Raw genomic sequence first — 18,957 nt, 5'->3', positions numbered from 1 at the left:
AAGGCCGGGCGCGGCGCGCACGATTGGACGTTTTGTCCCATGCGCTGCGCTGCAGCATCGACGGCGCGCGCGGCGGGCGAGGGCGGGGTCGTCGCGCCGTCTTCACGAAACCCAACAACGGCGCGGCCTGGCGCTGAACAGGGCGTCCGCAGGACGGTATTGGCGGCGTCCGCAGACCGGAGTAACGTCGGAGAGGCGGGTTAAGCGACCCGCCCGTTCCGGCACAGCCGCCGACCACGGACCGCAACCCGTACCGAGCGCCCGCCTATGATGCCTATGCCCAGCCATGCCCTCCCGGAGTCGTCCCGCACCGTTTCCGTCCATGGCCCCGAGCCCCACGGCGAGGTCAAGCCGGGCGAGATCGCGGTCGGGGTGGTGATCGGGCGGGCCTCGGAATACTTCGACTTCTTCGTCTACGGCATCGCTTCGGCGCTGGTCTTCCCCTCGGTGTTCTTCCCCTTCCTCGACAAGCTCGAGGGCACCCTGTGGTCGTTCGCGATCTTCGCCCTGGCCTTCGTCTCGCGGCCGCTGGGCACGGTGCTGTTCATGTGGATCCAGCAGCGCTGGCACCGCAGCACCAAGCTGACCGCGGCCCTGTTCCTGCTCGGCAGCTGCACCGCCGGCATCGCCTTCCTGCCCGGGTTCGCCAAGATCGGCAGCCTGTCGATCGTGCTGCTGGCCCTGTTCCGGCTCGGCCAGGGCGTGGCCCTGGGCGGGTCCTGGGACGGCCTGCCCTCGCTGCTGGCGCTGAACGCGCCCAAGGAGCGGCGCGGCTGGTACGCCATGCTCGGCCAGCTCGGCGCCCCGGTCGGCTTCATCATCTCCGCGGCCCTGTTCGCCTACCTCTACGGCGCGCTGTCGCCGACCGACTTCTTCGACTGGGGCTGGCGCTATCCGTTCTTCGCCGCCTTCGCGATCAACGTGGTGGCCCTGTTCGCCCGCCTGCGCCTGGTGGTGACCCACGAATACGAGCGCGAGCTGGGCGAGCACGAGCTGGAGCCGACCCCGGTGCTGGAACTGGTCGGGGCCAAGGGCCGGCACGTGGTGATCGGCGCCTTCGCCGCCCTGGCCAGCTATGCGCTGTTCCATATCGTCACCATCTTCCCGCTGTCATGGATCCTGCTGTACTCGGACCAGTCGGTGCCGCAGTTCCTGGCGGTGCAGATCGTCGGCGCCTTCCTCGCCGCCGGCGCGGTAGTCGCCTCGGGCAGCATCGCCGACCGTTTCGGCCGGCCGCGCACCCTGGCCGCGCTGGCCGCGGCGATCGCGATGTTCAGCGGTTTCGCGCCGACCCTGCTCGGCAGCGGCGCGATCGGCCAGGACGCCTTCATCCTGATCGGCTTCGTCCTGCTCGGCCTGTCCTACGGCCAGGCGGCCGGCTCGGTGACCGCGAATTTCGGTTCCAAGTACCGCTACACCGGCGCCGCGCTGACCTCCGACCTGGCCTGGCTGATCGGCGCCGCGTTCGCGCCGCTGGTCGCGCTGGGCCTGTGCGCCCGCTTCGGCCTGGCCTTCGTCGGCGTCTATCTGCTGTCGGGCGCGATCTGCACGATGGCGGCGCTGGCGGTGAACCGGGCGCTCAAGCTGCGCAGCTGATCGACGCGACGCCGGCGACGCCGGCTGCGTCCGCCACGATGGCCCGCGCTTGCGCGGGCCGTCGTGTTTTGCGCGCCTGCCGCAGGCACGGCGCAAGGCCGGCGAAGCTGCCGGTGCGGCAACGCCTCCTCGGCGCCGGCCTCGGCAGCGCAGGCCTTGCGACGACAACGGCCCCGGGACGATGTCGCCGGGGCCGTTGCGGGATGAAGCCTGGATCGGTGCGGTCGCCGTCGCGACCGGTCCGGACTCAGGACTGCAGGAAGGTCAGCAGATCCTGGTTGAGCTTGTCCTTGTGGGTGTCGGTCAGGCCGTGCGGAGCGCCCGGGTAGACCACCAGCTTGTGGTTCTTGACCAGCTTGGCCGCGGCGTGGGCGGCGGTGTCGATCGGCACCACCTGGTCGTCGTCGCCGTGCAGGATCAGGGTCGGGACGTCGAACTTCTTCAGGTCTTCGCTGAAGTCGGTTTCCGAGAACGCGGCGATGCAGTCGTAGGTGTTCTTGTGCCCGGCCAGCATGCCCTGCATCCAGAACCAGTCGATCCTGCCCTGCGACGGCGTCGCGCCGGGGCGGTTGAAGCCGAAGAACGGGCCGCTGGCGAGGTCCTGGTAGAGCTTGGAGCGGTCGGCGATCGAGCCGGCGCGCAAGCCGTCGAACACCTCCTTGGGCAGGCCGCCGGGGTTGGCTTCGGTCTTGAGCATCTGCGGCGGCACCGCCGAGATCAGCCCGGCCTTGGCGACCCGGCCGGTGCCGTGGCGGCCGATGTAGCGGGCGACTTCGCCGCCGCCGGTGGAGAAGCCGAACAGTGCGGCGCCCTTGAGATCCAGGTGTTCGATCAACTGGGCCAGGTCGTCGGCGTAGTGATCCATGTCGTTGCCGTGCCAGGGCTGGCTGGAGCGGCCGTGGCCGCGGCGGTCGTGGGCGATGGTGCGGTAGCCGCGATCGGCCAGGAACAGCATCTGCGCTTCCCAGCTGTCGGCGTTGAGCGGCCAGCCATGGCTGAAGACGACCGGCTGGCCGTCGCGCGGGCCCCAGTCCTTGTAATAGATCTGCACGCCGTCTTGGGTGGTGAAGGTGCCCATGGTGTCGCTCCTGTTGCGGTGGGGGTGGGTAGGTCGAGTCAAGGCGAAGGCGAGTCGACGCCGCGCCCGCATCCGCCTTGCTCTTGCCGTTCTCCCCTTTGAAAAAGGGGGAGGGGGATTTGCTTTTTGCTTCTATGCGCCAGCCCGCTCAATCGCGTGCCCGCAGCTGCCGCCTCAGCGGGTCAGCCGTAGCGCCGTCTCGGCGACCACGCGGCCCTGATAGCGCGCGCCTTCCAGTTCGTTCTCGCTGGGCTGGCGCGAACCGTCGCCGCCGGCGATGGTGGTGGAGCCGTAGGGCGATCCGCCGGTGACCTCGTCCAGGCGCATCTGCCCGGCATGGCCGTAGTCCAGGCCGACCACCACCATGCCGAAGTGCAGCAGATTGGTGATGATCGAGAACAAGGTGGTTTCCTGGCCGCCGTGCTGGGTCGCGGTCGAGGTGAAGGCCGAGCCGACCTTGCCGTGCAACGCGCCGCGCGCCCACAGCCCGCCGGCCTGATCGAGGAAGTTAGCCATCTGCGAGGACATTCGGCCGAAACGGGTGCCGGTGCCGATCACGATCGCGTCGTAGTCGGCCAGGTCTTCGACCTTGGCGATCGGTGCGGCCTGGTCGAGCTTGTAGTGCGAGCGGCGGGCGACTTCTTCCGGCACCAGTTCGGGCACGCGCTTGATGTCGACCTGGGCGCCGGCGCCGCGCGCGCCTTCGGCAACGGCCTGGGCCATGGTTTCGACGTGCCCGTAGGCGGAGTAGTACAGCACCAGAATCTTGGCCATGATCGTTTCTCCAGGGTAGAAAAGCGTTGCTCGGGATCGGCAACGCCGGCCACCTTGCCGGCGTTGGGTTCGAAAGCGTGAGTCGCGTCGTGTGTCTGCCTGCCGACTTGCGACGCCGGTCTCAGGGGGCGGTGTCGACCAACACGATTTCGGCGTCTTCCAGCGCGGTCACCCGCAGTTGCGCCTCGTTGCGGATCGCCGCGCCGTCGCGGGCGTCGATGCGCACGCCGTTGACCTCGACCGCGCCCTTGGCCGGCACCAGATAGCCGTAGCGGTCCGCGCCGAGCGCGTAGTCGGCCGACTCGCCGGCGGCCAGGGTCAGGCCGAGTACGCGCGCATCGGCGCGGATCGGCAGGGCGTCGTCGTCGCCGGCCTTGCCGCTGGCCAGGATCACGAAGCGGCCGGCGCGCTCGCCCTTGGGGAAGGGCTTGCTGCCCCAGGTCGGGGTGCCGCCGCGCTGATCGGGAATGATCCAGATCTGGAAGATCCGGCTGGTGTCGGCTTCCAGGTTGTATTCGGCGTGCTGGATGCCGCTGCCGGCGCTCATCACCTGCACGTCGCCGGCCTCGGTGCGGCCGCGGTTGCCGAGGTTGTCCTGGTGGCTGATCGCGCCGTCGCGGACGTAGGTGATGATTTCCATGTCCGCATGCGAATGCGGCGGGAAGCCGGTGTTGGCCTGGATCGCATCGTCGTTCCACACCCGCAGCGCGCCCCAGCCCATGCGCTCGGCGTCGTGGTAGTTGGCGAAGGAGAAGTGGTGCTTGGCGTCGAGCCAGCCGTGGTTGGCGCCGCCGAGGCTGGCGTAGGGGCGATGCTGGATCATGTCGTGGCTCCCGAAGTCGTGGTTGCGTGGTCGATGGACGGCACGATAGACCTCGCCGGGCGGCTTTAGAATGGAACCAATCGAATAATATTCATTCCAAAAACGTTATAGTCGCCGAGCCATGCAGAAACTCCCCGACCTCGAAGCCTGGGCGATCTTCGCCAAGGTCGCCGAAACCGGCTCCTTCGCCCGCACCGCGGCCGAGTTCGGCCTCGCCCAGGCGACCGTATCCAAGGCCATCGGCCGGCTGGAGGCGCGGCTCAAGACCGTGCTGTTCCACCGCACTTCGCGGCGCATGTCGCTGACCGAGAGCGGCCGCGGCGCGCTCGAGCGCGCCAGCCGCATCCTCGCCGAGGGCGAGGCGGTCGAGGCCGAGATCACCGCCCAGGCCAAGCACCCGCGCGGGATGGTGCGGATCGCCGCGCCGATGTCGTTCGGCGTCGCCCACCTGTCGCCGCTGCTGCCGGAGTTCATGGCCAAGTACCCGGACATCGCCCTGGAGATCGCCTTCGACGACGGCGTCACCGACCTGGTCGGCGGCGGCTACGATCTGGCGTTGCGGATCTCGGCCCTGGCCGATTCCAGCCTGTTGGCGCGGCGCCTGTGCGGCGTGCGCGTCCTGCTGGTCGGTGCGCCGGCCTATTTCGAACGCCACGGCCGTCCTCGCCACCCGCGCGAACTGTCCGCGCATCACGGCCTGTCCTACACCTATTCGCGTTTCGGCAGCGCTTGGCGCTTCCAGCACAAGCGCCACGGCGACTTCTCCATCGCCGTGCCGTCGCCGCTGCGGGTCAACAACGCCGAAGCCTTGAATCCGGCCTTGATCGCCGGCCTCGGCCTGGCGCTGCAACCCGAATTCCTGGTCTGGCGCGAGCTGCGCAGCGGCAAACTGGAAGCGACGATGACCGAGTGGGCGCCGCCGCCGATCGCGTTGCACGTGGTCACGCCGCCCGGCCGGGTGCGGCCGGCGCGGGTGCAGGCGTTGATCGACTATCTGGTGCGCAAGTTCGAGAAGGCGCCTTGGGCGGAGCCCTAGATTCGCGGTTGGCGTCGCGGCGCCGGCGGCATAGACGCGGCGATCGCAGCGGTCCGCTTGCATGGATCGGCGGCGACTGCTCGGAGTCTTCGACGGAAGCAGGGCGGCGGCGCGTGCGATCGATCCGCGCTCATCGCTTGATTAGTGTGCCTCGGTGATCAGTTATTTCGTCTCTTGCCCGCCGTTTTTCGGGCTAAACAAGGCCTTGCCTAAGGGCTCGGCTGCGCTGATTGAGGGGCGTTTATTTTTGGTATATAAGTCACAAAATTCCAGGTAGGGATGCCGGGGGGCGAGCCGCCAACCAAGAGCAGAGCCCGCTGGGGGCGCCGCAGCGTTGTTCGGGAACTCGCGCATCGGGCAAGGGAGCGTCTAGCTGCTCGGTGCCGAATGCATTGAATGATCTGCGCAAGAGGTGTCGCATGTTCGTCGCTCTCCATCGGCAAGGTCGCAGCCCGGCATGTCGCGCCGGGAGACTCGCCTGGGCTGCGGCGTTGGCGATGTTGTCGTTGACCGCAATGCCGGCGGCGGCGCAGATCCAGCGTAGTTTCATCAATCTCGGTTTCGAGGTGCCGGCGCTGGTCCCGCTCGCGCCGGCGACGGCCTGCCATACGCAGACCATAGACACGAGGGTCGATGGCTGGACCACAACCCATGCTGTCGCGACCTCCAACGGCACTTGCCAACTGCCGCCGACCAATGAGTCGGGGCGTTTGATCGAACTGTGGCGCAGCGGGTTCGACGGCGGAAGCGGCCCTGCCTTCGTGGTGCCATCGCGCGCCGGGAACAATTTCGCCGAGCTCAATGCCCAGCAGGCGTCGCGGCTGTATCAGTCCGTGTGCCTGGTGACCGGCGAGCAAGTCCGATGGCAGCTCAGTCACCGGGGGCGATCGAATCTCGGGAGCGACAGGATGTCCTTCAACATCGGCAGCGTCGCCAACGAGATCGGCCGATTCGAGACCTCGATAACGGGAGCCGGATCGGTCGTAACCTGCGGCGGAAGCGGTGGAGCGATCGCCAGTTCGATCTGCGCGGCGCCGACCACGACCAATACCTGGGCCGACTACACCGGCACCTTCGTCTGGGGTGGCCCCTCGGGCAATCAGGATTTCGGTTTCGAGGCGATCAGCACGGGCAGCCTAAACAACAGCTTCGGTAACTTCCTCGACGAAATTCAGATCTTCCTGACCCCGTATCTGGAACTGAGAACCTCCTCCAGCACCGCTTCCAATTCGGCGTCGGAGGCGGTAGGCACCGGTGCGGGGCCCGTCGTCGCGGTGTCCGGCACTCTGGCCATCGCAGTGACCGTGACGATCCAGGTCAACGCGGTTGCCAGTACAGCGGAGCTGGGCACCGACTACACCACGCCAGGTGGCGGCAGCAGCTTTTCCTTGACCATTCCGGCCGGCAACTACGACGGCGGTGCGGGTAGCGAATTCGCCACCGGCATCACCGTCGTCAACGACACGATCGTCGAGAACAACGAAACGATAGTGATGAGCGTGGTGCCGCGCCCTACCGATTACACCATCGCCAGCACCACCACTTGCGCGGCCGCAAGCACGCCGATCGTCACCTACACCATTCTCGACAACGACGTCGACCTGCGCACGACCAAGACGGTCGGCAACGCCAACCCGGTGCCCGGCGGCACCACCGTGTTCACGGTGACTTACCAGAACAACACCGCGCGGCCGATCCTGGGCACCGGCACCGACCTCAACGTGCACGACGCCTCGGCCGCGCTGGCCGATGCCTTGCCGACCGGTTTCACCGCGTTCTCGTGGACCTGCGCCGCCAGCGGCACGCCGACGCCGGTTTGCCCGGCGGCCAGCGGCACCGGTGCGATCAACGCGACGGCGACGTTGCCGGCCGGCAACGCCACCGCGGGCGGGACCCTGACCTATACCGTCACCGGCACGCTCGACCCGGCGCAATGCGCGGCGACGACGAACACCAGCACGGTGACGGTGGTGGCGCCGATCCAGGAGGGCAGCAGCGCCCAGGCCGGCTTCGTCACGCCGGTGCCGGGCGGCAGCGCCAACAACAGCGCGTCGGCTGCGGTGAACCCCGGCTGCCTGACCCTGAGCAAGACCACCAGCCCGGCCGCGGCCGCCACGTTCGGCTTCACTTTGACCAATACCGCGCTGGCATCGGCCTCGGTGACCACGCCGGCCTCGGGCACGGCACAGGTCGACGGCAACGCCGCCGCGGCCGGCGTGCAGCCGTTCGGCATCGTCGCGCCGAACGCGGCGATCACGATCCAGGAGTCGACGCTGGCGGCCAACTACCGGCTCGGCAGCGTGGTGTGCAGCAACGGCACGGGCAACGTCGGCAGCCTGAGCGGCACCACGTTCACGATCGCCGCGGGCGACGTCCTGCCGGGCACCGATTTCACCTGCGGCTTCACCAATATCCGCACCGCCACGGTGGCGCTGGCCAAGACTTGGGCCGGCGCCGCGCTCAACGACACGGCGAACCTCAGCGCGACCGGCGCCACCACGAACCCGAGCCTGGCTTCGGTCGCCAATGCGGCCAACGAGACCGACACCGGCACCGCGGTCGCCGTCGATGCCGGAACGGTGCTGACCCTGTCCGAGGTCTTGGGCGCGGGCAACGCCGGGCTGTACAACCCCAGCGCCTGGTCCTGCAGCGGCACCGGCGGCCTGTCCGGCAATACGCTGACGGTGGGCGCGACCGATAGCGCGATCGTCTGCACCATCGCCAATACCCGCCGACGGGCCGACCTGCAGATCACCAAGACCAATACCCCGGGCGTGAATGGCGATGTCGACCAGGCCAACGACACCGTGACGCGCGGAGCGAGCACGACCTACACCGTTACGGTGACCAACCTGGGCCCGGATACGGTGACCAATGCGTTGGTCCGCGATACGGCCGGCCCCGGCATCGTCTGTCCGGCCGCGAACGCGGTGAGCTGCGCCGGCCCGACCGGGGCCTGTCCCGCTGGGGCCTTGACCTTTGGCGACCTGGCGGCTGGGGTCATCCTGGGAACCTTGCCGGCGACGGCGGGCGGCAATCAGGTGCGGTTCGTTTTCCAGTGCGCCGTTCCATAGCGACCGGCGCACGCGAGGTCCGGGCTCGTATCATGCGCCGCCGCGGCGCATAGGCCCCGCGGCTGTCCCGGCACGACCGCGGCCGAGCCCGCGGCGCGATATTCACGCCAGCCCGACACGAAGCCAGTAATGTGCCCCAGTAATCGAGGAAAGCGTATTGCTGGGGCATTCGTTCCGGTGGTGCGCAGCGATGGTCCGGGCCGCGGAGCGAAGGGCAGGGCCAGCGATTTCGCGGCACGGGAGCGTATCGCCCCGCAGCCATCCTCGACGATTCTTTTGCGCGAAGGGGGCTGCTTGTTGAACGATCGTCGAAACGGGGTCCGCGGTGCGCGCGTCGGCCGCGGGCTCGCATTGGGATCGGCGCTGCTGCTGTCGCTGCTGGCAGGGCCGGCCGCCGCGCAGATCCAGCGCAGCTTCATCAATCTGGGCTTCGAAGAACCGGTGCTGTCGCCGCTGGGCTGCTTCAAGCAGACCATCGATTCGCGGGTGACCGGCTGGACCACCACCCACTTCAGCGCCATCTCCAACGGCACCTGCGTCAGTCCGCCGAGCGGCGAAGCCGGGCCTCTGATCGAGCTGTGGAGCAACGGCTTCAATGGCACGCCGTCGCGTGCGGGCAGCAATTTCGCCGAACTCAACGCCCAACAGGCATCGCGGCTGTTCCAGGGCGTGTGCCTGGCCGCAGGCGAGCAGGTGCGTTGGCAGTTGAGCCATCGCGCCCGAGAGCCTTTCGGCACCGGTATCGACGTGATGTCGTTCAACATCGACTCCGCGGCCAACCAGGTCGGCCTGTTCGCGACCAATACCGCCGGCGGCGGCACGGTACAGGCCTGCGGCGGCGGGCTGGTCGGCAGCGCCAGCTGCGCGGCGCCGACCACGACCAATACCTGGGCCGACTACACCGGCACTTTTACCTGGAACGGCACGTCCGGCGTGCACAATTTCGGCTTCGAGGCGATCAGCACCTCGACCGGCAACAACAGCGCGGGCAATCTGCTCGATGAGATCCAGATCTTCCTGACCCCCTACCTGGAGTTCAGGACCTCCTCCAGTTCGGGATCCGAATCGGTGGGCGCCGGCGCCGGCCCGACCATTTCGGTTTCCGGCACCCTGGCGACGGCCATCACCGTGACGATCCAGGTCTCGGCCGCCAGCACTGCGACCCTGGGCAGCGACTACACCACGCCGTCGGGCAGCAACACTTTCACCATGAGCATCCCGGCCGGCAACTACGACGGCGGCGCGGGCAGCCAGTTCGCCACCGGCATCGTCGTCATTAACGATACGGTGATCGAGAACAACGAAACGATCGCGATGACGGTGCAGCCCAACCCGTCGGCCTACACCATCGCCAGCACCACCACCTGCGGCCCGCCTTCGATACCGACCTCGACCTATACCATTCTCGACAACGACGTCGACCTGCGCACGACCAAGACGGTCAGCAACGCCAACCCGGTGCCCGGCGGCAACACCGTGTTCACGGTGACTTACCAGAACAACACCGCGCGGCCGACCGTGGGGACCGGCGCCGACCTGAACGTGCACGATGCGCCGGCCACGCTCGCCGACGCCTTGCCGACCGGTTTCACCGCGTTCTCGTGGACCTGCGCCGCCAGCGGTACGCCAGCGCCGACGTGCCCGGCCGCCAGCGGCACCGGTGCGGTCAACGCGACGGCGACATTGCCGGCCGGCAACGCCACCGCCGGCGGCACCTTGACCTACACCGTCACCGGCACGCTCGACCCGGCGCAGTGCGCGGCGACGACCAACACCAGCACGGTGACGGTGACCGCGCCGATGCAGGAAGGCACCAGCGCGCAGGCCGGCTTCGTCACGCCGGTGCCGGGCGGCAGCGCCAACAACACCGCGACCGCGGTCGTGGATCCCGGCTGCGTGACGCTGAGCAAGACCACCAGCCCAGCGGCCGCCGCCACGTTCGGCTTCACTCTGACCAATACCGCCCTGACGTCCGCCTCGGTGACCACGCCGGCCTCGGGCACGGCACAGGTGGACGGCAATGCGGCGGCGGCCGGGGTGCAGCCGTTCGGCACCGTCGCGCCGAACACGGCGATCACGATCCAGGAATCGACGCTGGCGGCCAACTACCGGCTCGGCAGCGCGACCTGCAGCAACGGCACGACTACGGTCGGCAGCCTGAGCGGCAGTACCTATACGATCGCCGCCGGCGATGTCCTGCCGGGTACCGACTTCATCTGCGGCTTCACCAATATCCGCACCGCCACGGTGGCCTTGGCCAAGACCTGGGTCGGCGCGGTCGTCAACGACACGGCGAACCTGAGCGCGACCGGCGCGACGACCAACCCGAGCCTGGCGTCGATCGCCAACAGCGCCAACGAGACCGACACCGGCACGGCGGTCGTGGTCGATGCCGGCGCGGTGCTGATCCTGTCCGAGACCCTGGGGGCGGGCAACGTCGGCTTGTACAACCCCAGCGCCTGGTCCTGCACCGGCACCGGCGGACTGTCCGGCAGCACGTTGACGGTCGGCAGCGCCGATACCGCGATCGTCTGCACCATCGTCAATACCCGCCAGCAGGCCGACCTGACGATCGCCAAGACCAATACGCCGGGCGCGGGCGATGCCGACCAGGCCAACGACACCGTAGTCCGCGGCACCACTACCACCTACACCATCGCGATCACCAATCTCGGCCCCGACCCGGTCACCGGTGCGGTGGTGCGCGACACGCCCGGCGCCGGCATCGTCTGCCCGGCTGGAAACGCGGTGACCTGCAACGGGCCGGCCGGCGCCTGTCCGGCCGGACCTTTGACCGTCGCCGGGCTGACCAGCGGCCTTACCCTCGGGACCTTGCCGGCCACTGCGGGAAGCAATCGGCTGACCCTGGTGTTCCAATGCAATATTCCCTAGCCGGCAGTGGCCGTCGCCGCTCGCTATGGCAGGGTCCGATCGAGGCAGATCTGGTGTTTTATTTCAAGTCTTCATAGACGCTTCGTGACGCATCACCATAGCGCGCCGCGTAGCCCGCCCGCCGCCATGAAGCACGCTGACGACCCCGGCACCCTGGAACTGGATCTGCCCAAGAAACGCGGCCGGCCGACGCTGTACACCAGCGCGCTGACTCCGGCCGAACGCGCCCGCCGCTATCGGCGACGCAAGGCCGATCGTTTCGATGCGGCCTGGAGCGACCCGGCCGGCGCCGAGACCGGCATCCTGTGCCAGGCCCTGGCCTGGCTGGCGGCGAACCCGGATGCGGTCAGCGAACGCACCGCACAGCAACTGGGCTGGAAGATCGCCAAGGAACTGGCGCGACGCTTCCCGTCGCCGGCGAAGTAGGGCGGGACCGCGGCGACGGCGCCTGCGCGCTTCGGTCGCAGCCGGCACCGGCCGGCCCGGCGCAGACTGGTGTCGGGCGCCGCCGACGCCGCGCCCGACGCCACGCATGGGGCGTGGCCCGCCAGGAGCGAACATGCCGTTGCCCAGCCATACCGTCCACGCCGTGCCCTTGCCGCGCGAATGCAGCGTGGCCGACCGCTATCCGCATCCCGATCTGGCCGATGCTTATTCGATCGAACTGCCGCCCGGAACCTCGCAAAATCCGGAGGAGCTGGCCCGTTTCGTATTCGCCCACGTACCGGGCTGGTCGCGCGCCCTGATGGGTCTGCGCGACCTGCTGGTCGCCGGGCTCGGCCTCAAGACCGGAGCGCAACTGACCGCGACGACGCCCGCGCAGGCGGTGGAGCGGGTCGGCTTCTTCAGGATCTATACCCGCCGCGCCGACGAGATCGTGCTCGGCGAAGACGACAAGCACCTCGACTTCCGCCTGTCGATGCTGTGCTCGCCGTCGACGGCGACCCCGCGCGGACGGCGCCTGACCCTGTCGACGGTGGTGCATTGCCATAATCGGCTCGGTCGCGCCTACATCTTCGTGATCGCGCCGTTCCATCGCCGCATCGTCCGCGCCTGCCTGCGTCGTGCGGCGCGGATCGGCTGGCCGGCGGCCGCAGCCGGTTGACGATGCGCTGAGCGGCGCAATGCGGTTTGGGGCGGAGCGGCGAAACGCTCGCTTCGCGGCCACCCACTGCAGCCGCGTCGACCCGGCGGACGAGCCCTTACGGGAGAGGGCTGTTGTTTCCCGGATGAGTGCGCCGTCACACCTTGGCGTCCCATCGGCGTATCGCCGGCGATCGCGCCGGCAAGGGCCGGTCGGGTGAAGCCTCATAATGCGTATCGGACGCGGTGCGGGTTCGCACAGGTGCGCGTCGCCGGCCCGCATGCCGCGAGCGAAACCTCGCATTGACACGCATGTAACCGGTTACATATGATGCTGAACGATAATTTCACGCTAGGGTGCAAGCCGTAATGACTGGCCGCGTTGATGTCGATGCGCTGCTCCAGCGCATGACGCTGGAGGAAAAAATCGGTCAGCTGTCGGTGCTCGCCGACTCGATCCGCCCCTTCGCGTTCGACGTCAATCCCGACTCGTTCCAATGGGGGCCGGAGCGCACCCGCGAGATGATCCGCGCCGGCCAGGTCGGCGCCTTGTTCAACGGCGTCGGCGCGGCCGAGGGGCGCGAACTGCAGCGCGTCGCGGTCGAAGAGAGCCGGCTCGGCATTCCCTTGCTGCTCGGCGCCGACGTCATCCACGGCATGCGCACCGTGTTTCCGATTCCGCTCGGCGAGTCGGCCAGCTTCGAGCCGGAACTGGCCGAGCGCACCGCCCGCGCGGCCGCGATCGAGGCCACCCGCGAGGGCCTGCACTGGACCTTCGCTCCGGTGGTCGACGTGGCCCGCGATCAGCGCTGGGGCCGGGTCGCCGAAACCAGCGGCGAAGACACTTATCTGTCGTGCGAGTTCGCCCGCGCGCGGGTGCGCGGCTTCCAGGGCGAAGACCTGACCGCCGACGACTCGCTGCTGGCCACGCTCAAGCACTTCGCCGCCTACGGCGCGGTGAGCGCGGGCCTGGACTACAACGCCGTCGACCTGTCGCCGCAGACGCTGTTCGAGGTGCATCTGCCGCCGTTCAAGGCCGCGATCGAGGCCGGCGCGCTGACGGTCATGAGCTCGTTCAACGACATCAACGGCGTGCCCGCGACCGCCAACCGCGAGCTGCTGTCCGGGGTGTTGCGCGAGCAATGGGGCTTCGAAGGCTTCGTGGTCTCCGATTACACCTCCGACTTCGAACTGATCGCGCACGGCTATGCCGCCGACGAGCGTCAGGCCGCCGAGCTGAGCCTCAACGCCGGCCTGGACATGAGCATGCAGAGCGGCGTGTACATGGATCACCTGCGCGAGCTGGTCGAGCAGGGCCGGGTCAGCGCGGCCGCGATCGACACCGCCGCCCGGCGGATCCTCACGGTCAAGGCGCGGATGGGGCTGTTCGATAATCCCTACCGGTCCTTGAACGAACCGGCGCCGGGCCCGGCGCCGTACCTGGCCGCGCACGACGCCTTGGCCCGCGAAGCCGCGCGGCGTTCGGTGGTGATGCTGAAGAACCGGGGCGACCTGCTGCCGCTGCGCAAGTCCGGCCAGCGCATCGCCCTGATCGGCCCCTTCGCCCGCGACCGCGAAAACCTCGCCGGCTGCTGGAACATCTTCGGCGACGCCAGCCGCGAGATCGACCTGGAAACCGGCCTGCGCGCCGCGCTGGCCGATCCGCAATCGCTGCAAGTGGTCGAAGGCTGCGCCATCGAAGCCTCGATCGATGGCGGCATCGAGGCGGCCGTGGCGGCCGCGCGTCAGGCCGAGGCGGTGCTGCTCGCGCTCGGCGAACCCGCGGTCTACTCCGGCGAGGCGCAGTCGCGCACTCAGATCGTGCTGCCGCCGGCCCAGCAGGCGCTGGCCGAGGCGGTGATCGCGACCGGCACGCCGGTGGCGGTGCTGCTGCGCAGCGGCCGCGCGCTGGCGCTGAGCCCGGCGCTGCAATCGGCCGATGCGATCCTCGCGACCTGGTTCCTCGGCACCCAGACCGGTCACGCCATCGCCGACCTGGTGTTCGGCGACCACAGCCCGTCGGCGCGCCTGCCGGTGAGCTTTCCGCGCGACGCCGGCCAGCAGCCGTACTACTACAACCATCCCTCGACCGGCCGGCCGTACACGCCCGACGGTCTGCAGGCGTTCCGCACCCGCTGGCGCGAAGTCGATCACTCCGCGCTGTATCCGTTCGGCCACGGCCTGACCTATACCCGTTTCGAATACGGGCCGGTCGAGCTCGACCCGGCCGGCCTGGCCTGGGATGGGCGATTGACGGTGCGGGCGCGGATCGCCAATGCCGGCACCCGCAGCGGCGAGGAAGTGGTGCAGTTGTACGTCCGCGACCGCGTCGCCAGCCGGGTGCGGCCGATCCGCGAGCTCAAGCGCTTCCATAAGATCGCCCTGGCCCCGGGCGAGGCGCGCACGGTCGAGTTCATCCTCGAGCGCCGCGATCTGGAATTCCGCGGCGTCGACAACCGCCCGATCGCCGAGCCGGGCACGTTCGACCTGTGGGTGGCGCCGTCGGCGACCGCCGGCGTGGCCGTGTCTTTCCAGCTCCATCCGGCCTGAGTCGCGTCGCCGCGGCGGGAGGGCGCATGAAACTGTTGCTGCTGGGCGCCACCGGGCTGGTCGGGCGCGAAGTCCTGCAACTCGCCCTGGCCGAGCCGGCGGTGAGCACGGTCGTCGCGCCGGGCCGCCGTGCGCCGGCGCCGCATCCCAAGCTGCAGGCGCCGCTGATCGACTGGGACGCCTTGCCCGAGCAGGCCGATTGGTGGCGCGTCGACGCGGTGATCTGCGCCCTGGGCACGACCATGCGCGCGGCCGGTTCGCAGGCCGCGTTCCGCCGCGTCGACCTCGACTATCCCTTGGCCGCCGCGCGCCTGGCCCGCCGCCACGGCGCCCGCGCCTACGCGCTCAATTCCGCGCTCGGCGCCGATCCGCAATCGCGGATCTTCTACAACCGGGTCAAGGGGGAACTGGAACAGGCGCTGCAGGCGCAGGGATACGCGTCGCTGACCCTGGTCCGGCCGGGCCTGATCGGCGGGCAACGCGAGCAATTCCGCGCCGGCGAACGCGCCGCGACCTGGGCGTTGCGCCTGGCCGGCCCGCTGTTGCCTCGGCGCTGGCGGATCAACCCGGCGCGCAACATCGCCCGCGCCTTGCTCGACGCCGCGCTGCGCGCCGAACCGGGCATGCGCATCATCGAGTCCGATCGCCTGGCGTGATCGCGGTCGGATGCGCCTCGTTCGGCCGCGATCGGACAAGCGCAATGGCTTCGTCATAGTTTTCGTGACCGCGGATGTAGATCCCACGGGTCAGCATCGCTGACGCCAGGTCGTACAGCCGCGCTGACGCCGCGTGCGCGATCCGCACGAATCGGGTGGAATTCCCGCGCCCGTCAGCGCCGCGAACCCTCGCGGGCGATGTTGCGGGATTGAAGCCGATACGGCGCGATGGAAGCTATCGCCCGACGGACGGGCCGGTCCGATCGGGCGATCCGGGAAGGGAAGGGCATCGTGCGGGCAGCCACGGCTGGCCGGCCGTATCGGCGCGCCTGCCCGCAACCGAACTCACGCCGGCACGGGCCCGCCGACGTTTGGCGCCGGGCGGCTTGGCCCGCTTCGGTTTCGCGACTCACGGCAACCGACGAGGTGGAAGATGAAGACCGCAGCGCAATACCTGACCTGCGCGACGATCGCGCTGGCTTCCTGTGCCGCATCGGCCGCAGAACCGGCGCGCAGCATCGGCAACGTCGCGGACCCGGACAGCATCGGCGGCGGCGGGCGCAACATCATGCGTACCGCCGAGGGCGCCTTGGTCAGCTCATTCACCGGCTCGTCGCAAGGAAAGACCCAGTTGTATTTCTCCAGCTCGAACGACGGCGGCAAGACCTGGTACACGGTCAAGCCGATCGATGTCGGCCGCTCCAGCGACGTGCTGTATCCCTCGATCGACTCCAACTTCGTCGGCGCCTATCTGGGCTATGTGGACGAGAGCGACGGCCGCCGCACCGGGCGCGTGCTGTATTCGCCCAATCCGCTGGCCAAGGACAAGCAATTCGTCGCCTCCGAGGCGCTGACTCCCGCGCTGGCCGGAATCGAAGGCAGCTTCATCGCCGCCTCGCGCACCGGCTGGGGCAACAAGCCCAACCGGGTGCCGAATACGGTGGCCTACGGCTGGTCCGATCGGGCCAAGGGCGATCTCTACGTGGGCGTTTCGCCGGACGGCCTGAGTTTCCCCAAGGCCGCGGTGGCGTACTCCAGTCCGCACGTGAAAAGCGCGCCGGCGGTGACCGTGCACGGCGACTACGTGTTCCTGACCTTCCTGACCGACGACCCCGCGCTGTCGCCCAGCGATCTCAACGGCAGCGTCAAAGGCAAGCTGTATCCGGCCTGGATCGAATCGCGCGATCGGGGCCGCAGTTGGTCCAAGCCGGTGCCGATGTTCGGCCGCTCGGTGAAGGACTTTCCCAAGCTAAGCGCGGCGCAGGCCCGCGCCGACGGCTTGACCGTCAAGGGGGCGGTCTATGCGGCCGGCGGCAGCGGCGGATGGCTGACCCAGAATCTGGTGTGGATGACCACCACCGGCGGCGAGGAGATCATTTTCTCGATGAACTCGATGTCGCCGGTGGCGGCCACGGAGGCGCTCGAGTCGGCCTCGATCGAAGACCCGCAGAACCTGATCGGCGTGGTCAGCTTCCGCAAGATGAAGCCCGGTTCGGAGTGGACGCATGTGCCGGCCAATCTGGATCTGTTCAGTTCGCCGGAAGGCCGCAACAAGCTCGACCGTCGCCTGAGTCCGTTCGGAATCCGCCTGGCCGACGCCGGCGGCCGCGGCGGCCAGCACCAGTACAGCGCCCTGGTCGACACGCCGATCCGCGCCACGACCTATGTCGAACGCGGTTCGGACGATCCGGCCGGCGATATCTCGATCGTGGTGGTGTCTTCCGTCGATACCGGCAAATCGTTCGACCATTTCGTCAAGTTCGACGAGCCGGCGCTGCGCAGCCTGGGTTTGCCCGACCTCGGCGACGAGGTCCGGATCGACGTCAGCCAGTGCCTGTTCGAAGACCGCGACGGCCAGGTCTATGTCGACGTGCTGGTTCACGACGTCGGACGCAGCAACGACATCCGCTATCTCAAGCTGCCGTTGGGCGTGAATGCGCAGCCGCTGCGCGCCAGGGAGCAGCGCGCTCTGGCCGCCGCGGCGACCGCGGCCGCCGCGCCGCGTTGATCGACGCCGTTCCGAGGCGGCGATGTCCGGTTCGGACGTCGCCGCCCGCGGCCGGCCCGGAACCGCGGAGGCGGCGCATGGCGAAGCAGCGCAATGCAATGGCCGCGGCGGCGACCGTCTTGCTGTCGGTCGCCGCGGCGACGCTGCCGATCGCGGCGACGGAAGATCCGGTTCCGGCTTGGGCGGCGGTCGAAGCCCTAGGCGGCGAGGCGACGGTGCTGAGCTTCGCCGGTGCGGCCTTCTCCACCACCTTGTCCGGCTTGTCGGGCGAACAGCGGGAACGCGCCGGGCAGGGCAGCGCCTTGTTCTCGCGCCGTTGGAGCGAAGGCGCGCCGGCCGTTCTCGGGCCGCGATTCGTCGCCGAGGGCTGCGAGGCCTGTCATCGCCGCGACGGCAAGGGCGCGGCGCCGCGCGAAGCCGGTGCGGCCGGCGGCCTGGGCGGAGCGATAGTGTTCCTGGCCGGCGATGTCGGCTTCGACCGCGTGCGCCCGTTCGCGGCGCCCGGGGTCGCGCCCGATCCGGCGGTCGGGCTGCTTTGGCGGACGGTGGCATCGCGGGCCGCCGGTGCGGCCGGAGCGACCTTGCGCCGTCCGGTGGTGCGACTGGCCCGGCTACCGACTTCGGCAGGCGCGCCGGTAGCGACGCCTTCGTTGCGCGCCGCGCCGGCGACGTTCGGCCTGGGCCTGCTCGAAGCGATCGCGGACGCCGACATCGTCGATGGCGCACGGGCTTGCCGCGATTGTCGGTTGGGCATCCGCGGCCGCATCGCGCTGGCGCGGGATCCCGCCAGCGGCAAGGCGACGGTAGGCCGTTTCGGCTGGAAGGGCAGCCATGCCACGATCGCCGCGGTCAGCACCGAGGCCTTGCAACGCGACCTGGGAATCGAGCCGCCCGGTCGCGCCGACAGCGAGATAACCCAGGCCGAGCTCGATCGGCTGGTGTTCTATCTGCAGACCCTCGGCGTGCCGGCGCGACGGCCCGGCAGCGCGGCTCGGCGCGGGGCGAGCGTGTTCCGCGCCAGTCATTGCGACGCCTGCCACCGGCCGCAATGGACCACCGGTTCCGAGCACCCGGTGGCGGCGCTGCGCAACCAGACCATCTACCCGTTCACCGACCTGCTGCTGCACGACATGGGGCCGGATCTGGCCGCGCCGCACCCGGCCGGCGCCGCCGGGGCGCGCGAGTGGCGCACCGCGCCGTTATGGGGGCTGGGCCTCAACCGCGACGTCAGCGGGCGCGAGGACTACCTGCACGACGGCCGCGCCGGGTCGATCGAAGAAGCGATCCTGTGGCATGGCGGCGAAGCCCGGATCAGCCGCGACGCCTATCTGCGCCTGGACCCGGACGGGCGGCGCGATCTGCTGGCGTTCCTGCGCTCGCTGTGAAC

General features: G+C 69.3%; 13 protein-coding genes. 10 read left to right on the top strand and 3 right to left on the bottom strand.

Annotated elements, in window-relative coordinates:
* The first annotated feature begins 267 nt into the window (after positions 1-267).
* Entirely contained in the window at positions 268-1,596 is a 1,329-nt protein-coding gene (locus AC3A57_RS04280) for an MFS transporter (RefSeq protein WP_487577759.1), read from the top strand.
* Between the two features lie 247 nt (positions 1,597-1,843).
* Here AC3A57_RS04280 and AC3A57_RS04275 read toward each other — a convergent pair whose 3' ends face one another.
* The 3 genes from AC3A57_RS04275 to AC3A57_RS04265 all read right to left on the bottom strand — a co-directional run bounded on the left by AC3A57_RS04275 (position 1,844) and on the right by AC3A57_RS04265 (position 4,271).
* On the bottom strand, positions 1,844-2,674 hold the full coding sequence (locus tag AC3A57_RS04275; protein WP_487577758.1) for an alpha/beta fold hydrolase: 831 nt from the start codon (positions 2,672-2,674) through the stop codon (positions 1,844-1,846).
* A 174-nt stretch (positions 2,675-2,848) separates the two neighbouring features.
* Positions 2,849-3,448 carry an NAD(P)H:quinone oxidoreductase gene (wrbA, locus tag AC3A57_RS04270; protein ID WP_487577757.1) on the bottom strand — a complete coding sequence of 200 codons (600 nt, stop codon included), beginning with the start codon at positions 3,446-3,448 and terminating at the stop codon, positions 2,849-2,851.
* 121 nt (positions 3,449-3,569) lie between these two features.
* A complete protein-coding gene (locus tag AC3A57_RS04265) occupies positions 3,570-4,271 on the bottom strand; it encodes a pirin family protein (protein WP_487577756.1) in 702 nt (233 codons plus the stop codon).
* 121 nt (positions 4,272-4,392) lie between these two features.
* Here AC3A57_RS04265 and AC3A57_RS04260 point away from each other — a divergent pair, with 121 nt between their 5' ends.
* From AC3A57_RS04260 to AC3A57_RS04220, 9 genes are all read left to right on the top strand, one after another.
* A complete protein-coding gene (locus AC3A57_RS04260) occupies positions 4,393-5,307 on the top strand; it encodes a LysR family transcriptional regulator (protein ID WP_487577755.1) in 915 nt (304 codons plus the stop codon).
* A 497-nt stretch (positions 5,308-5,804) separates the two neighbouring features.
* Positions 5,805-8,381, top strand: coding sequence for a beta strand repeat-containing protein (locus tag AC3A57_RS04255; protein ID WP_487577754.1), 2,577 nt, complete (start codon positions 5,805-5,807; stop codon positions 8,379-8,381).
* Positions 8,382-8,678: 297 nt separating this feature from the next.
* A complete protein-coding gene (locus AC3A57_RS04250) occupies positions 8,679-11,273 on the top strand; it encodes a prealbumin-like fold domain-containing protein (protein WP_487577753.1) in 2,595 nt (864 codons plus the stop codon).
* Positions 11,274-11,399: 126 nt separating this feature from the next.
* A complete protein-coding gene (locus tag AC3A57_RS04245; RefSeq protein WP_221672694.1) occupies positions 11,400-11,699 on the top strand; it encodes a hypothetical protein in 300 nt (99 codons plus the stop codon).
* Between the two features lie 133 nt (positions 11,700-11,832).
* Positions 11,833-12,378 carry a DUF2867 domain-containing protein gene (locus tag AC3A57_RS04240; protein WP_487577752.1) on the top strand — a complete coding sequence of 182 codons (546 nt, stop codon included), beginning with the start codon at positions 11,833-11,835 and terminating at the stop codon, positions 12,376-12,378.
* A 347-nt stretch (positions 12,379-12,725) separates the two neighbouring features.
* Positions 12,726-14,906, top strand: coding sequence for a beta-glucosidase BglX (bglX, locus tag AC3A57_RS04235; RefSeq protein ID WP_487577751.1), 2,181 nt, complete (start codon positions 12,726-12,728; stop codon positions 14,904-14,906).
* A gap of 26 nt (positions 14,907-14,932) precedes the next feature.
* On the top strand, positions 14,933-15,562 hold the full coding sequence (locus tag AC3A57_RS04230; protein ID WP_487577750.1) for an NAD-dependent epimerase/dehydratase family protein: 630 nt from the start codon (positions 14,933-14,935) through the stop codon (positions 15,560-15,562).
* A gap of 433 nt (positions 15,563-15,995) precedes the next feature.
* A complete protein-coding gene (locus tag AC3A57_RS04225) occupies positions 15,996-17,570 on the top strand; it encodes a hypothetical protein (RefSeq protein WP_487577749.1) in 1,575 nt (524 codons plus the stop codon).
* A 77-nt stretch (positions 17,571-17,647) separates the two neighbouring features.
* Positions 17,648-18,955, top strand: a complete 1,308-nt coding sequence (locus AC3A57_RS04220) for a di-heme oxidoredictase family protein (RefSeq protein ID WP_487577748.1) — start codon at positions 17,648-17,650, stop codon at positions 18,953-18,955.
* The last annotated feature ends 2 nt before the right edge of the window (positions 18,956-18,957 follow it).

This window comes from Lysobacter sp. Soil_C_15 (genome assembly GCF_057657315.1).
This window is presented reverse-complemented; position numbering and strand designations above follow the sequence as displayed.

Bases quoted from the DNA above. Each gene is read 5' to 3' on its own strand.
- AC3A57_RS04220 (WP_487577748.1), top strand. From the start codon at position 17,648: ATGGCGAAGCAGCGCAATGCAATGGCCGCGGCGGCGACCGTCTTGCTG.
- AC3A57_RS04230 (WP_487577750.1), top strand. From the start codon at position 14,933: ATGAAACTGTTGCTGCTGGGCGCCACCGGGCTGGTCGGGCGCGAAGTC.
- wrbA (WP_487577757.1), bottom strand. From the start codon at position 3,448: ATGGCCAAGATTCTGGTGCTGTACTACTCCGCCTACGGGCACGTCGAA.
- AC3A57_RS04260 (WP_487577755.1), top strand. From the start codon at position 4,393: ATGCAGAAACTCCCCGACCTCGAAGCCTGGGCGATCTTCGCCAAGGTC.
- bglX (WP_487577751.1), top strand. From the start codon at position 12,726: ATGACTGGCCGCGTTGATGTCGATGCGCTGCTCCAGCGCATGACGCTG.
- AC3A57_RS04280 (WP_487577759.1), top strand. From the start codon at position 268: ATGATGCCTATGCCCAGCCATGCCCTCCCGGAGTCGTCCCGCACCGTT.
- AC3A57_RS04255 (WP_487577754.1), top strand. From the start codon at position 5,805: ATGTTGTCGTTGACCGCAATGCCGGCGGCGGCGCAGATCCAGCGTAGT.
- AC3A57_RS04245 (WP_221672694.1), top strand. From the start codon at position 11,400: ATGAAGCACGCTGACGACCCCGGCACCCTGGAACTGGATCTGCCCAAG.
- AC3A57_RS04265 (WP_487577756.1), bottom strand. From the start codon at position 4,271: ATGATCCAGCATCGCCCCTACGCCAGCCTCGGCGGCGCCAACCACGGC.
- AC3A57_RS04225 (WP_487577749.1), top strand. From the start codon at position 15,996: ATGAAGACCGCAGCGCAATACCTGACCTGCGCGACGATCGCGCTGGCT.
- AC3A57_RS04275 (WP_487577758.1), bottom strand. From the start codon at position 2,674: ATGGGCACCTTCACCACCCAAGACGGCGTGCAGATCTATTACAAGGAC.
- AC3A57_RS04240 (WP_487577752.1), top strand. From the start codon at position 11,833: ATGCCGTTGCCCAGCCATACCGTCCACGCCGTGCCCTTGCCGCGCGAA.